At 39.6% G+C, this 15,627-nt stretch carries 15 protein-coding genes and 3 pseudogenes; 10 read left to right on the forward strand and 8 right to left on the reverse strand.

Going from position 1 to position 15,627, the window contains the following annotated elements; genetic code table 11:
• Positions 1-467: 467 nt before the first annotated feature.
• A pseudogene (locus tag EEL30_23860) lies at positions 468-590 on the reverse strand (GGDEF domain-containing protein).
• A gap of 207 nt (positions 591-797) precedes the next feature.
• Positions 798-890, reverse strand: a pseudogene (locus EEL30_23865) (glutathione transferase).
• Positions 891-1,057: 167 nt separating this feature from the next.
• Here EEL30_23865 and EEL30_23870 point away from each other — a divergent pair.
• Positions 1,058-1,507, forward strand: a complete 450-nt coding sequence (locus tag EEL30_23870; protein QDX95870.1) for a MarR family transcriptional regulator — start codon at positions 1,058-1,060, stop codon at positions 1,505-1,507.
• Positions 1,508-1,683: 176 nt separating this feature from the next.
• On the opposite strand, the gene EEL30_23875 is transcribed toward EEL30_23870, so the two are convergent.
• The 4 genes from EEL30_23875 to EEL30_23890 all read right to left on the reverse strand — a co-directional run bounded on the left by EEL30_23875 (position 1,684) and on the right by EEL30_23890 (position 5,068).
• Positions 1,684-3,354, reverse strand: a complete 1,671-nt coding sequence (locus EEL30_23875) for a response regulator (protein ID QDX95062.1) — start codon at positions 3,352-3,354, stop codon at positions 1,684-1,686.
• Positions 3,355-3,388: 34 nt separating this feature from the next.
• On the reverse strand, positions 3,389-3,586 hold the full coding sequence (locus tag EEL30_23880) for a hypothetical protein (GenBank protein QDX95063.1): 198 nt from the start codon (positions 3,584-3,586) through the stop codon (positions 3,389-3,391).
• Positions 3,587-3,796: 210 nt separating this feature from the next.
• On the reverse strand, positions 3,797-4,408 hold the full coding sequence (locus EEL30_23885; GenBank protein ID QDX95064.1) for a hypothetical protein: 612 nt from the start codon (positions 4,406-4,408) through the stop codon (positions 3,797-3,799).
• 348 nt (positions 4,409-4,756) lie between these two features.
• The gene (locus EEL30_23890; protein ID QDX95065.1) at positions 4,757-5,068 is read right to left on the reverse strand and encodes a hypothetical protein; all 312 of its coding nucleotides are present in this window, start codon (positions 5,066-5,068) and stop codon (positions 4,757-4,759) included.
• An 880-nt stretch (positions 5,069-5,948) separates the two neighbouring features.
• Between EEL30_23890 and EEL30_23895 the strand changes: the two genes are divergently transcribed.
• The 4 genes and pseudogenes from EEL30_23895 (at position 5,949) to EEL30_23910 (ending at position 9,501) form a co-directional block, all read left to right on the forward strand.
• A complete protein-coding gene (locus tag EEL30_23895) occupies positions 5,949-7,154 on the forward strand; it encodes a peptidase S8 (GenBank protein QDX95066.1) in 1,206 nt (401 codons plus the stop codon).
• A 256-nt stretch (positions 7,155-7,410) separates the two neighbouring features.
• Entirely contained in the window at positions 7,411-7,737 is a 327-nt protein-coding gene (locus tag EEL30_23900) for a PadR family transcriptional regulator (GenBank protein QDX95067.1), read from the forward strand.
• Positions 7,734-8,430: pseudogene (locus EEL30_23905) on the forward strand (hypothetical protein). The gene EEL30_23900 and the pseudogene EEL30_23905 overlap by 4 nt, the downstream one beginning before the upstream one ends.
• 21 nt (positions 8,431-8,451) lie before the next feature.
• A complete protein-coding gene (locus EEL30_23910; protein QDX95068.1) occupies positions 8,452-9,501 on the forward strand; it encodes a hypothetical protein in 1,050 nt (349 codons plus the stop codon).
• A 348-nt stretch (positions 9,502-9,849) separates the two neighbouring features.
• Here EEL30_23910 and EEL30_23915 read toward each other — a convergent pair whose 3' ends face one another.
• Together EEL30_23915 and EEL30_23920 are read right to left on the reverse strand one after the other, a co-directional pair.
• A complete protein-coding gene (locus EEL30_23915; protein ID QDX95069.1) occupies positions 9,850-10,506 on the reverse strand; it encodes a hypothetical protein in 657 nt (218 codons plus the stop codon).
• Between the two features lie 702 nt (positions 10,507-11,208).
• Positions 11,209-12,243: a hypothetical protein gene (locus EEL30_23920; protein QDX95070.1), complete on the reverse strand. Its 1,035-nt coding sequence runs from the start codon at positions 12,241-12,243 to the stop codon at positions 11,209-11,211.
• Positions 12,244-12,617: 374 nt separating this feature from the next.
• On the opposite strand from EEL30_23920, the gene EEL30_23925 reads away from it, so the two are divergent.
• From EEL30_23925 to EEL30_23945, 5 genes are all read left to right on the forward strand, one after another.
• The gene (locus tag EEL30_23925; GenBank protein ID QDX95071.1) at positions 12,618-13,070 is read left to right on the forward strand and encodes an SRPBCC domain-containing protein; all 453 of its coding nucleotides are present in this window, start codon (positions 12,618-12,620) and stop codon (positions 13,068-13,070) included.
• A complete protein-coding gene (locus EEL30_23930; protein QDX95072.1) occupies positions 13,070-13,252 on the forward strand; it encodes a hypothetical protein in 183 nt (60 codons plus the stop codon). Before EEL30_23925 ends, EEL30_23930 begins: the two co-directional genes overlap by 1 nt.
• Before the next feature lie 339 nt (positions 13,253-13,591).
• Positions 13,592-14,218 carry a stage II sporulation protein M gene (locus EEL30_23935; protein ID QDX95073.1) on the forward strand — a complete coding sequence of 209 codons (627 nt, stop codon included), beginning with the start codon at positions 13,592-13,594 and terminating at the stop codon, positions 14,216-14,218.
• 108 nt (positions 14,219-14,326) lie between these two features.
• A complete protein-coding gene (locus EEL30_23940; protein QDX95871.1) occupies positions 14,327-14,677 on the forward strand; it encodes a DUF2500 domain-containing protein in 351 nt (116 codons plus the stop codon).
• A 196-nt stretch (positions 14,678-14,873) separates the two neighbouring features.
• A complete protein-coding gene (locus tag EEL30_23945) occupies positions 14,874-15,515 on the forward strand; it encodes a GTP pyrophosphokinase family protein (GenBank protein ID QDX95074.1) in 642 nt (213 codons plus the stop codon).
• Positions 15,516-15,627 lie beyond the last annotated feature (112 nt).

A 15,627-nucleotide genomic window follows, 5' to 3' on the forward strand; every position in this document is an offset into this window, starting at 1 on the left:
AATTCGACATAAACTATGTTAAGTTTTTGTAAAGATATTAATAAGATTTGATGAACCGCTAGATGACAGGGTTTTCAGCACACTGACTCACTTTTTTTTGTAAAAAAATACACAAATACCTTCAGAAAAAATACACAATAAATGTCTTGATTTTCATTTAATCTTAATTCAGGCACAGATTTACTGGAATCATTTAGGCGGTTGTCTGTTGTTTGGTAACAAATTGTTAACAAAATGTTTACTTGCCAATCAGTAGGTCCTTTTGTATCAGACCATCTTCTATTCAATTTTATCCATTAAAAAAACCAGGTCGTACCCCGGTTTCGTACTCTCTTTTCTATTGTGTGCGTTGTTACATGCATTCATGTATATGTTTTCATCTTATTGTAAGGAAATGTGACTGGTCTCTCGATGCCAAATTTCCATCTCACCACCCACGGGACCACAATATAGGCAATCACGTTGTTTTTCGCTTTATGTATCTCCCTGTCCATCATCTTAAAAAACTGCCGATTGACCAGGACTTCTGTTAAAGAGTCATGATGAGCTTGTTTTTTGTAGGCCTCCAGCATTTTGCCAAAATAAAGACCGCCCGCTCCGCCATATCGTTATCTCATTTTGATACTCCCTCTAACAGGACGCTTTTTCATATTAATCGGGAATAAATCTTAAGAACCACAATCTTTAGTTCATTTTATCCACTGTTACTACTCATTTCAAGTTGAAACATTCCCTATATCCCGATGGAAAAAGGGATAAATATGAGTTTTTTGTCATTAATAAGTATCCTTGCCTTGTTAGGTCCAATTACTCATTCTATATTGCAAAGTACTTGTATGTAGTTCCAGCATGATTTGATCAGGATCACGAAAATAAACACTTTGGCCGCCATTCTAATATGCTTATTTTTTTATTATAGACAGGCTTATCTTTCAGAGAATGAGCCAGCCATAAAATTCATTTGCACAAAGTCGTCACTTTCCACGCTTTGACGAAGCTTTCTATCTGTGGTTATATAAGAAGAAAAGGCTTTTTTTGAATGGAAAGGACCCTGTTTATGAACCCTAGCTCGTACTTAGCTGATGTATGCAATAGTTTAGGTCATAATCTTCATCGAATTGGTCAGCTTACCCGTGAGGAAACTAATAAGGTATTAAAGCCTTACGATCTAACCCCTGAACAGTGGCAAATGCTAGCTGTATTATATAAAACAAATGGTGTTACCCCAACAGAACTAGGGGAGATTACCTTACGTGACAAAACGACTATCTCTCGAATTTTGCCAGGGTTATTTAAAAAGGGATTTATTTATAAGGAAGCACATCCCCAAGATTCCCGTAGCTATGTGGTCAAGTTAGTAGATAAATACCAAAGCTTGGTAGAAGAATCATTAGTGAAAATCCGTGAGCATTACCAAAATAGTTTCTTTGCCCCATTATCAAAAGACGAGCAACAGCAATTATTACATCTTTTAGTGAAATTACGTAAAGGCGCAGGCGACTTGTGATCATTTTATTTATGTTCCTTTTTGTCGATCTAAGGCACTATTTCCAAGGAAATGATGTCTTTTCTTTTACTTACATACTTTATTTCTTATAGAAGAAGGAGTAAGAAGCCCTTGGTATCAAGCTTCTTGCTCCTTTTTCATGTACATACATGCTTACTTATTTAGGTCGATTTTCATTACTGTAAATGTAACAATCTCTTTACACGCAATTCCAACTCAACCATGGAAAATGGCTTCGACATATAATCGTCTGCCCCTAACGACAATCCTTGAACGATGTCGCCCTCACTATTTCGGTGTGAAAGCATCATTACTTTCATTTTGCGTAGATTCTGATCTTGTCGAATAATCTTCAATAACGAAAACCCATCCATTTTCGGCATAATTCCATCTAAAATACAGAGATGCGGTCTATTTTTCCTCATTACTTTCAACGCTTCTTCCCCATCTGCTGCTTCTATAATATCTACTTCTGGATGGGCAAGCCTTGCTTTTAAGATCGAACGAATAATTTGATCATCGTCTGCCAGAAGCAACCGTTTTTTCTTGTTGGAATCCAAATTGTTCTGGGGTTCTTCCATGTTTAATTTGGCTCGAACAACTCGATTACGCCCTTGACGCTTCGCCTCATACATGGCGTGATCAGCCTGCTCCATCCATTTTTGTTTCGACATCATTTCATCCCACTCTGCTACACCAGCAGAGAACGTGATATGAAAATTCTGACCATCTAATTGCACAACAGGATCTTGCTGTAACTGAGCAAGAATCCGCTCTAAGACCATTGTAGCCTGTTCAGCTGTTGTGCCAGGGAAGGCGATAACAAATTCTTCACCGCCATAACGTGCTAACAAATCTGTTGCACGTAAGTTTTGTTGGATTTTGTAGCTTAACCCTTGCAAAACCAAATCACCGATATGATGTCCGTAGATGTCATTAATCTTTTTAAAATAATCAATATCAATAAAGGCAAGTGAATTAGGTTCCTGCTGCCTACGTGTTTGTGCCAATTCCACTTGTAATTGATGGTCAAAATAGCGGCGATTGTTCACTCCAGTTAACGGATCACGGAAAGCCATCTGTTCATAGTGCTGAGTTCTCGTAAGCAAGCGGTAGATACATGCTTCCAACTCCTCAAAATGAAATGGTTTGGTCACATAGTGGTCTGCTCCCATCCGATAGCACCTTACCTTATCCTCGCTATCTTTTCTTCCAGATAACACGATGAGCGGAATCCACTTTAACACCATATCATTTCTCACAAAGTCAAAAATCTCATACCCAGATTGTGGGGGCATCATCAAATCCAACGTGATTAAATCAAAGGTATGCTCCCGTAATAATTGCTTGGCCTCTTCCACATTGGCTGCCTCTTCGACTTGATAGCCTTCTTGAGAAAGACGTTTGACAAGATAGGTGCGCAATACATCATCGTCGTCAATTAATAGGAGTCGATATGCTTGTTTATTTAGCAACAGATATTCTTCCTGTTTCTCTTCATGTAAAATTTCTTCCTTACTAAAACTTTGTTCCATTTTTAATTGGCCAATTAGCATGTTAACCATACCAATTTGGTCAGGCGCTAGCCTTTTTCTGGTATCCATTTGTGTCCATTCAAATTCTCGAACCAGTAAATCTGCCACTTTACCGATTGCCATCAGTCCAAAGATAGGTGCACTACCCTTCAAGGTATGGGCGATTCGATAAAATTCTTGGGCAGACTGCAAATTTTGTTCATTAGCATAATGCTCCAGATGTTCCTCCATGCTGCTTAACTGATTCGTTAATTCATGCAAAAATAGCTTACGGGCTTCGTGCAAATGTTTTTGATTTTTATTCATAGTCATGGCGACATATCACATCCACTCGCTTTCCTTCTCGTTAGATCGAGGAGACTTCCGTTATTTGATGAATCACCTGTGTCAATTGATCTGTATCTGCTTTCACGTAAATATTTTGTTCCGGCTTAGTAAGAACAATATGATGATTTTGCCCTACTTGCCACTGTTCCAATAGTTCTTGCAACAATTCACCTAGTTGGACATGAATAAAATGAATATTTTGTTTACCTGCTTGCATTCTTTGCAATCTAAAAAATCATTCAGCAGGTTGGAGAGCCGCTTGCCTTCTTTATTGATCGTCTACTACTAATATTTTCTTCATTTTTGTCATCCTCTCTCTTGCTTTACTCTTATGTATATAATTTCTTGAACTTTTGTAGCATTCTGTACGTTTATCATAAAGCGAGGAAGCAGGTACTCTACTAAGTACCCGCATACCTATCATTCTCTAGTTGGCACTGAATCCTTCTGTATAAGCTCCCACATCATTAATTAAACGTCTGAACTCACTTTCGTCCACATGTTGGCCTGCCAACAATCTGTCATGGACGGATAAAATTCGTTTGTACATTTTAAAATCAGGAGTAATGAAGACAAGACGCACCTTATCCTGACGAATTAATGTGTCTCGAATCCCACGGATAATTCGATTGTCATGTCCATCAACATTTAATTTTAAACTTAGTTTCGGTCGTAATTCACTTGTTGGATCACGCTGGATCGGTTTTCGTTCATACTTTCCATTAGGAGTTCCGTCCGTCATCACACCGATCAGCATGGTATCTCCAAAAACTATCGCTTTTGCATCAAGAACTCCAGGTACTTTTTTGGCTCGTTCTTCCACGGCTGTCAACTGATAGCTATTTGTATTTTTTCCTTTATACATCATTGCCATTGGTCCAGGTTCTACAAACTCATGGTTATTGCGACGATCACTTTTGTACTCTTGAATGTCAATATGCGTATTTGTGCCACCTGGAGAATGGGTAGAACACCCCCATAGAGAAAGGGTCAGTAGTATTGCTGAGCTCCGTATAATAGCTGTATAGATTCGTTTCATGCTAACACCCCCAGTTATAGCATGCTTGTTTTAAGGGTGTTTTACTCGATTGACAGAAAAGGAAATAGTTCTAACGACACACCATGTATAACAAGAAGTAGACCTCCCTTACGTATATCACTAAAAGGAGGTCTATCTTCACTTTATTTCTCTTTATCTATGGTATATATACGTTCACATACTACCCTATCTATAACATTTTAACTATCTAGCGTATCAATGTAAACAAAAAACAATTTATCTATCTATTTACAAACCTTCCAATACTATTAAAAACCTTGCAAATATACGGTTTTTTACAGATAAATTAGTTCTCGAGATGATTCCAGTTCATTCACTACCTCCAACTCACTGATCCCACGTGCAACGCTTTATAACAAGATGAACAAGCTCCTTATCCCGATTACTTCCTAATACCCCATTTTTTCTTGCCAAAAACCTTCTGGAAATCACTAGCACTCTTATGGGATGAAAAGTGAAAGTTAGTAACATTTTTCGTCCTTGCATCGTGATATGAGTGTTACATTGTGAATGATTCCTGAGGTTTTTTGCTTTCCTCATTTTTGGTTTTATTCTTTTTTTCGCTTTTTTCTGTCTTTTTGCTTTCTCCTTACGATTCTTACTTGTCCTCCAACGGTTTTTACCCGCAAAAAGAATCATACACTCCCCCTGTCTACTTGTTTGACTTATAAGACACCCTCTGCGCTCTGTATGGTTAAAATTCTCGTTTTGCCTCTTTCCCAAATAGGCACATTACTTGCATTAGTAAAATAGTAAACCACGTCCAAGGAGGGAGAGACTAACGACGTACGTCTAACAAGAACTGTGGAAAACAGGCCAACAAGAATTGGGAACCAAGCAGGTATCCTTAGAGTTTCTCACTTACGATAGTCCTTTAAGCAAAAAGCTTGCTGAATACATGAAGAATCAGCTAGAACAAAAACAACAAGCGATATCAACGAACGCTGGAACTCAACGCTGGAAGCAGAAAAAATCCTGATGAACGATGCTGTAATTGGCCCTGTTTATCAAGTAGGGGCAACCAGATTGACAAAGTCTTACCTAAAGGGAATAGCCTATCATCCATTTGGCGCTAGCTATAGTTTGAAATGGGTGGAAATCACAAAGTGAATAACCTGATTTTTCTAATATTCCCAAATTATGTTTTATTCTATTTATTCATCCAACAAATCTTGTAACTAATCTACAAATTTTTTAGCTAATCTAGCTGTTTTTTTTCATCGTCCTTTAACATGTTACTAAAATGTTTTTACAGAATAGGATTTTGATGATGGTAGATTTTTCCTAATGATAACTAGCTATAGTAAGCTCTCGTAACACTTTGGTCTATTTTTTTGAGAGAAGACCTTAACACACTTAGAAATAACAATACAACAAAAAGGTAAATAAAAATTAATATTTCGACATATTTTTATCTTTTGAGACATTTTTTGTCGATAAGTTATATATTGTGTTTTTTCGTAATTTTCGTATAATTTAGACTAGTAACAAAATATTTTAAAGGGAGTTGTTGTTAAAAATGAAAAAATCACTAAAAGTCCTATCTCTTTGCACAGCGTTAGCCACGATTTTACCTATCAATGTTTTCGCTTCAATGACTGAAAAGGTTGAGCATCAAGTACAAACGGAAGCTGCTGCTCCTGCTGGTGAATTTAAAGATGACGAAATATTGGTAAAATTCAAACACACCCTTCAACCTATTAACACCGAGCAAATTCATTCTACTTTAGGTGCTGAAGAAGTAGAACAGTTGGGTAATGGCAAATCAGAATGGCAATTAGTAAAAGTTCCAGATGGACAAGCTGAGGAATTTAGACAAAAATATTTAGCAGACCCAAATGTAGATTCCGTTGAATTTAACCTGATGTATCATGTAGATTACACACCAAATGATCCTCTGATCAATAAGCAATGGCACCACAAAAATATCAACTCTTATGGTGCTTGGGACATTATTAAAGGATCTCAAAAGAAAGTAGCTATCTTGGATACTGGCGTTCAATTAAACCATCCTGATCTACAGGCTAGCCTGTTACCTGGTAAGAGCTTTGTCTCTGGTGCATCTACACCTAACGACGACCATGGTCATGGTACACACTGCGCAGGTCTAGCTGCTGCCATCGGTGACAATGGAATTGGCGTCAGCGGTGTTGACGGTTCAGCCAAAATTATTCCTGTAAAAGTACTAAATGCACAGGGATCTGGATATACAGCTGACATCATCAATGGCGTAACATGGGCTACTGATAATGGAGCTGACATCATCTCTATGTCACTTGGTGGCGGAGCTTATCAACAATCTTTCCAAGATGCCATTAACTATGCTTGGGGCAAAAACAAAATCATCGTAGCTGCCGCAGGTAACAGCGGATCATCTTCTCTTTCTTACCCAGCTGCTTACAACAACGTACTTGCTGTAGCTGCTACTGATTCTAACGACGGACTTGCTTACTTCTCCAACTACGGAAGCTGGGTTGACATTGCTGCTCCTGGTGTAGATATTTACTCTACTTACAAAAACAGTGGCTACACCAATATGTCTGGTACGTCCATGGCTACTCCAGTTGCTGTATCCGTTCTTGCATTGACTTGGGGCAAAGAACCAGGTGCTACGAACAAACAAATCGTCGATCGTGTTTTGTCTACAGCTGATCAAACCCCAGCTACAGGCACAAGCTACCAAAACGGTCGCGTGAACGCATTCAAAGCAGTTAACGGATTTTAATTAGAAGCACAGCGGGATCTAGGCGATGTAACCTAATCCTTTCAACACCCTGTTACTTCCAAGACCAGCTAGATAGGAGCGAAACAACAGCATGATGATGAGCAAACAAGTCATATGCGTTACCTAAGACAGCCCTATTATTGGATGGCAATACAGCCGTTCCAAGAAAGGGCTGTTTTTATTTGCTTTCTTTTACATACATCGTATTGCAATACAAGATACATCGTTATACAATGCAAAAAAGGAGTTGAGCTTGTTGGATAAGGAACTAATGAAGGGTAGCATCGACATTTTACTACTCTCCTTGATCGCTGAACGCGATATGTATGGCTATGAAATTACAAAAGAACTAAAGGAAAAAAGTGATAATTTATATCACATGAGTGAGGGCACACTCTATCCAGCCTTAAATCGACTACATAAAAAAGGATGGGTCATCTCTTATTGGGGAGACAATGAAGCCCAAGGAAGACGCAAATATTATCAGATTACGGATGCTGGCACAGAAGAATTACAGCGGAAAGTATCGGAGTGGAACACCATTCACTCACTGGTGAGCAAGGTAGCCAAGGGTTATGTATGAGTCGATTGGAAGAGTATGTTTCCTCTATTTTGTCGCACGGGGAATTTAGCGAGCAGGATCGAGCTGAGTTAACAGAAGAATTCCTAGGCCATCTTCACCAGCTACAACAGGATTATCTGCAAGCTGGCTATTCACAAGAGGAAGCAGAGCGGCTAGCCATTCGTGATTTTGGAGGCGAGCAGGAGATTGGTGAGGAATTACAAGAATCTCAATCTCCACATTATCGCCTGCTACTAGTACTTGTGGGAGCAGGATCCATTCTGTTCACCATTTTTTATTACTTGTATTCCCTGTTTATTTTGCAAGCATTTCTTCCTTTCCCTATGGTAACTGGAATGCTACTTGGAAGCATATTGCTTTGGTTCTATTGGAATCCAGAAAAAATCTTCCCGAGGAAACTACTGATAAGCACGGTTCTGATTCTACTCACTCTACTCTTTTTGTTTTGGGGATACGGGAAAAAACCTATGCATCTAACCATCTCGGAGCGCAAGCAAAGAAACGTGATCCATACAGCAAACTTAACTTTGCTGTTAGTTATGCTGTATCCCCTGTCAAAATGGGCAAGTGGTATTCTAATGTTCGGCTGGTTTTTATTGGACACAGTACAAGTTAATCGGTAGTATGCCGTTTCTAGGATTATTGCTTGGGATTTCCTCTGCTGTTTCTGTTGGCTTTTTCTGTTCTTTTTAGAAAACACGTGAGGTGATACAAATGAACAAAAAAACGCGCAAGTGGTTATTTTTAGGAATTGCTTTTTGTCTTACAATCGGTCTTTGGGTGACAGGCTCTCTGTACGCTTCTACTACTGCAATGAATTCGGGAAAAACAGGTTTGGAGGTAGGTGTTGATGTTGCTCCAGATGATTCTCGTATTTTATTTTCCTATTCGGTTAATGGGGTAGCTAGTCTCTATACAGCAAATCCAGATGGGACAGGTGTCAAAAAGCTAGCAAGTCTTCCTGGTCATTCTTTGCTCCAGCCCGTCTACTCTAGTGATGGGAAAAAGATTCTTGCTCTTGTGCGACCTACAGCAGTAGAAAATAAGACTACTGAACAGGCTCTTTATATAATGAATGCAGATGGCTCTGAATTGCAGCATTTATCCGATCCGCATGATTTGATCACAGACGCAGCATTTGCTCCTGATAATCAAACCATCTATTTTCTAAAAGCTGGGGTATTTAAAAATTACTCTCCAATCGCTTCCAAACGCCCCCATGATTATGATATCTTTTCTATCGATATACAGGGGAAAAACAAACGACAAATTACGAACGATAAAGAATATCAAATGTCAGACCTGTCTGTATCATCGGACGGACAAAAACTGTTCTTCACCAAATTTACAAATACAGCAGATAAGCCTGACTTTACTCAAGATAAACTATCAATATTTGCCACTGATTTACAAGGGAAAACACTGTCCAGCTACTTGCCAGTAAACGAGGCGCTAGGAACACCTGAGATGTATAACGTTCATTTTTCACCGGATGATAAACAAGTTGCCTTTACAGCTGTTTCCCTTGCTTCTTCCAAAAAAACGTTTGAGTATGAACTGTTCACCATGGATATAGCAACGCAACAAGCAAAGCAAATCACCACATTACACAAGTATGCTGGTTCACCTGTCTATTTTCATAAACAGAACAAACTAATTTTCCAAGAAGATATCGGCTGGCCCGCTGAATCCTCTTATCAGCTTAAAACAGTGAAAACAGATGGTTCTAGCTTGCAAACTCTAGATATCGTTCTGCCAAAATAAAAAGACCTCCCAACCACTCGCTGTCATGCAGTCGATGTTGAGATTGGCCCATCTAGCCCCTTCTTGCCGATCCAATTGCGCACGGCCGCTGTTGAAATTATCGGAGAAAGCCAAGTAGGGGGGCAAGAACCTGCCAGCTTACTACTACTGGGAAACTAATAGCTGGTTCAGAGTAAATCATCCCAGCTGATTTTGTCTGTATAGCCGGTGTTTATTTCAAGCAACGGTAGATATGTAAAGATGCTTTTGGAAAAAAACGAAAAGCGCATGAAGATACCCGTATGGATATCCTCTTGCGCTTTTGCTATGTACCAACTTGTTCAAGCTCATTATCAAAAAAACTTCTTTCTAAAATCTCCGCTCATATCCCTCTGCCTGCACCATAATTTCTGGGCTTGTAATGCTACCTCCCCCTATTTCCTCTGGTTCGTCAGTCCGAATCATTTGATAAGGTCGAATTTGAAACGGCATTTCAAAAATTTCTTCAGAGCGTGGTTGAATCACATATTCTTCACGCAAAAGCTCCTGCTGAATTTTGTTAGTATTGAATGGTGAAAAAGGCATATCTATGGAGAAATAGACTTCTTTACCGCCATAATTCTTAATATAGAATTGGCAACTCCCTTTAACCAAGCCATCTGAGGTCTTTTTGTAATTACAGGAGCTTCTTTTTTTCTCATAATCAAGTGCGTAGACACCTGTGGCAATAAAATGTTGAAATCCACCTATAAGAAGAGAAGTTGCTAACGGAACAGCGATCCATAATATTAAAATTGTTTTGCCTACCCCGTATTCTTTCAGGAAAAGGGCAAGTACAAAGAAAAATAATAATATAAGAAAAATGCCATCCACTTGGAAAGTTTCTATATTGGTAGGAATGCCTATCTGCTGTAAAAGGCGGTATAAAACTGTGGTATTATGCGGGAAGGAGGCGCCCAGAAGAAGTAACAAAGACAAACTAATCCACGCAGTCCAACGTAGTTTTTGATTTTTTGTATCGTTCAAAGTAACACTCCTTTCTCTTGGCTTGGACTGTAAGCTTACAATTGGACATGGTAAGTTTACGTTCTAGGTGGAGAAGGTTTTGCTTCTTCTATTTTACCATTGTTTTCCCAGTCATGACATCCTTCTGCTGTCTTTTTCGCCTTCATTCAGGAGAATTTTTAGTGATAATATTTAACAATTATCTGTCAGAAGGTTTTGGATTCTTCCTATCGGTTTCGCGGCTCCTGACCACTAGCAATCCTTATCCTATCAGCCAGCTCATCAAGGTTGTGACGACCTATATTTTTTTATTATACGGGTAGGTGGTCGTACTTTATCACTCTCTTATTTGTTCTTCCCAGATAATATTAATGAAAGCTGTGCCTCCAGCTGATCTGAAAGTTGCAATTGCTTTATTACTATAATTACTGTTTCGTGTTATTTACAAAAGTTCCTGATGTTGTTCCAGTTCTAGTGCGTTTTTTATTCTGATACAGGAACAGCGTTTGACGTTTTTAAGGTTGAGCTTGAGTAAGACAAAAGGAGCACTTTTATGCGCCCCCTTATTTGTTAGATTCTTGAAGTTGTACCTAGCGAATGGTCCATCTATTTCAAAAAGTATAAGCCAGACCATTTTGTACAATTCTATATAATCTGTTGTCTTTCAATTCAATTTCTCTAACCAAGATGTAAACCATTCTGAACTTCAGTATATGCTTATATTTAGGGAGTTAGTTTTAAAATAGTAAGTGTGGTGTTTGTATTATTATGAAGCTGTGCTGGCGAATTATTTGCATTCACGAGCTGCACAGTAGTCGGAACAGTAGTAATATTTAAAATTATACTACCAGCAATTGGACCCCCTCCATCCCCAGTGAAAGGTGTTGGTGTTACAGGAACACCCCCAATTTCCAAGTTAAAAATTGCGCTTCCTTGATTATGAATGACAAAATCAAACAGATAAAAACCTGATTGTGAAATTGTAATTGTATCAGATGGGGCTGTAAAAAGAATTGCACTGCCAACATTGCTACTTAAGTTTGTGAAAGTTATCGGAGTAAAAGCAGCTACTGTATCGGTTCCAGTTCCAGAAAAACTTCTGAATACACTAATAAAACTATTCAAACCAACTCCGGTTGCTCCTGTTCCCCCCGTTGCTCCGTTCGCCCCTGTTCCTCCCGTTGCTCCGTTCGCTCCTGTTCCTCCCGTTGCTCCGTTCGCTCCTGTTCCTCCCGTTGCTCCGTTCGCCCCTGTTCCTCCCGTTGCTCCGTTCGCTCCTGTTCCTCCCGTTGCTCCGTTCGCTCCTGTTCCTCCCGTTGCTCCTGTTCCTCCCGTTGCTCCTGTTCCTCCCGTTGCTCCTGTTCCTCCCGTTGCTCCGTTCGCTCCTGTTCCTCCCGTTGCTCCGTTCGCCCCTGTTCCTCCCGTTGCTCCGTTCGCTCCTGTTCCTCCCGTTGCTCCGTTCGCTCCTGTTCCTCCCGTTGCTCCTGTTCCTCCCGTTGCTCCTGTTCCTCCCGTTGCTCCTGTTCCTCCCGTTGCTCCGTTCGCTCCTGTTCCTCCCGTTGCTCCTGTTCCTCCGGTTGGACCGGTTATACCTGTAATTGGGCAAAAAGTGGTGAAAGACGACGAAGAGCTAGATGTACAACGTCGTGCATATAATCGGTGATTGTCTGTTGGATTTCGTCTCATAAAATCAAACAATTCAGGTTCCGTCATTTCATCTCTAATCTTCTGTAGATCATCGTAGTTATCGTATAACACAAAAACACACCTCCGAATATTTGATATACCACATTATGTAAGAAATGATTAACTCGCTATTCCTCTTTTAAAAATGAGCAGAAGTACAAGATTTCACGCAGGCTATGAAAAAGGTTTCCAACAGTTTAGATTTTACATCTCTGTTGGAAACCTTTTACTAATTTCATATCCTCAAAAGACAACCTAGTAGTTTTTTGATAAGGTCATAGCTTGGCGTGATATGGAGATTATAAAGGAGCCGCCATCCTTCTAACGAGAAGATAGGCTTCAGGTATTTAGCTTGCTCGAAACAAGACGCACCTTACCAGCATCAGTTGTTTACCCCTTAAGTTATGCACTATTGTAACGCCACTCAACGAAAGGATTGATATTTGATGACAATACCTATTACCATGCCTGACCTTTCAACAAGGCAGTTTAGTCTGACGGTGGAACGCCTGATGGATTCATCGCCCGGCGTACTATTCCAAGCGTGGACGAAGCAGTTCGACCATTGGTTTGCAGCTCCTGGATCGGTGTTAATGAAGGGTGAAGTCAACACGGTTTTCTTTTTCGAGACGCATTTTGAAGGGAAGCGTCATCCGCATTACGGACGATTTCTGAGGCTTGAGCAAGATTGTCTCGTCGAATTAACGTGGGTTACTGGGGCTGGGGGAACAAAGGGGGCTGAAACGGTTGTCACGGTTGAGCTTGAACCGCACAGCGCGGGTACACAACTTCGTCTTACCCACGCAGGGTTTCCAGAAGAGGAGCCGAGGAACCAGCATGAACAGGCGTGGCCAATTGTGCTTGAACAGCTCAACAAGAGGATGATGTCAAGTACCTAATGAACAACCCAGGAATGAAAACCACTTTTTTCCCCTCTGAGGGTTTTATTCAGTCCGACATTCGGAGGTCGATTGTTGCACTATCGGGAATCAATAGTTTCATAAAAGGTGGCAGTCCGGAACAAATTTGTCATGTTCCAAGACTGCCACTTGGCATTTATATAGTCAATAAGTTGACTTAGTTATAATAACTACTCCATTTTCTTTTTCTACAAACGTCGCACGCTATCACCATTCATGCGCTAACAGGTTCTTACATTTCCTTGAAGGATAATATAAATATAAGTATAAATATAAATATGGTCACAGGTCTTTATTAAAAGAAAAAATCCCCAAACCAATGAATGATTTAGAGCTTGAATCTTTGTTAAAAAGTAATCGTAACATTTAGAGAATGGAGGTTCGCCATGTGACGCTTTAATACCTTATCATTTACACTAAATGGGATGAAAATAATCCTTTATGAATACATATCTAGGTAGAAATACCACTACTTTTAGACGATAAGGAGCGTGAGTGATATGCTACGAGATTTATATGCTCAGGAATGGGAACACTTCAGGCATGATTACAAGAAAAGTTTTTGGATCATTATGGTGGTATCCTTGTTGATCGCTATTGTGTTTTATTTACTCATTGTACAAAATCCACAGATGGTCAAAGAACTGTTTACAACACTTGCTCAAGCCTTTGATGCAAAAGGTATCAAGTCAGACGGTACATCCACACACTTTTTTTGGTCTATTTTTAAAAATAACGCACAAGCGACCTTTCTTTCCGTGTTAATAGGGATTATTCCACTTATTATATTACCTGCCTTCTCAGCTATAGTGACAATTAGCACCATCAGTATTCTGCTCGCGTCGGTTGCCATTCAGAACAAACCCTGGGTAGATATCTTAGTTTACGGAATTCTTCCCCATGGCATTATCGAGATGATTGCGATCTTTTTAAGTGGAAGTGTCGGCATTTTTCTAAGCATTACTGTGTTTCGCCGCCTCTTTTCCCCTAATCGACATCGTTATTCCATCCGAAAAGCTGGATTCCAATCGCTTAAAACCTATATTTTGGTCATTTTACCGTTGGTGCTACTTGCGGCACTTATAGAAGGCTATGTGACACCTATTTTGATTCACAAGGTGGTATAAACTGTAAACAACTACTTCTTATGATATAATACATGTGAATATTCCCTATTTTTGTACTAGGAGGATTCCATTTTGTTTTTTACTAATACGTTCGATCCTGAACCATCTATGCTTGATTCTATGCTCTCTTTTATGTCTACCGTTATTCCTGTTATTGTAATTGGTGGTTTTGTTTTTGTTATTGGTTTCTCCCTATTTATTTGGACGAAAAACAACAATTCTCCTCTCGAAAATAAGCAAGCTCACATTATTTCAAAACGTCTTCAAGTGTCTGGAGGTTCTGAAAATCATTCTACTCACACCTCTTATTATGTCACATTTGAATTTGCAGATGGTGATCGCAAAGAATTTCAATTGACTGGACCGCAATATGGATTGTTAGTAGAAGGAGATCGCGGTATTATCTCTTATCAAGGAACACGGTTTAAAGGCTTTCAGCGTCAAACTGCTTCGGTTTAAAAGCATAAAAAATTGAGGGACATTATGACATATATCCTTATCTGACGTTGCTGTTCTATCGGCAACGTCCTTTTTCGCCGCTTACATATTTCTCCCACAACCATCCGTTATAATAAACATTGTTGTGCTCACCATGCCTATGAACTGCATTCAATGGCTTGCCGTAAAAGTCACAAAAGATACAAGGAGCGTACCTATGCTAGAAAATATGGAAGTCTGGAAAAACATGGCCTTTCATTACCAGTTCGCCTTACGTGAATTGGAAACGAAGATCATGATTGTGAATACAGAATGGAAATTGCAAGACGGGTATTCCCCCATTGAACATATAAAAACACGTTTAAAAGAACCAGCTAGTATCATGAATAAGCTGGAGCGTAAACGATTGCCCAAGACGTTGGAAAGTGTGCGAGACAAGCTGTTTGATGTAGCTGGTGTTCGTATCGTTTGCGCCTTTGTGGAAGACATTTATCGTATTGCGGACCATTTTAAACAGCGAGAAGATTTGCGCCTTGTAGATATTAAAGATTACATAGCCTCTCCAAAGCCAAATGGTTATCAGAGCTTGCACCTCATCGTCCAAGTGCCTCTCGTGCTAAATGAAGGAACTCAATGGGTAAACGCAGAAATTCAACTACGGACCCTAGCCATGGATTTCTGGGCTAGTCTCGAGCATATTTTGTTTTACAAATACGATAAACAAGTACCATCCTATGTGTTACATGAATTAACAGAAGCGGCTGAGGCAGCCAATAGTTTGGATCAAAAAATGCTACGATTGCGCAAGGAAATCCTAAATGGAAAAGAATTCAAAGTAATTGCAGGAGCCAAGGTGTAGTTTGCTTCTATCATGTAAAAAAGATAAAGGATAATTGTAAGTGTCCCGTACGCTTACAACTATCCTTTTTTTGTTATGAACAACGAGAATATAAAGATATGAGGGGGCATCC

The organism is Brevibacillus laterosporus (genome assembly GCA_007833815.1).
In the GTDB taxonomy this organism is placed as follows: domain Bacteria; phylum Bacillota; class Bacilli; order Brevibacillales; family Brevibacillaceae; genus Brevibacillus_B; species Brevibacillus_B laterosporus_D.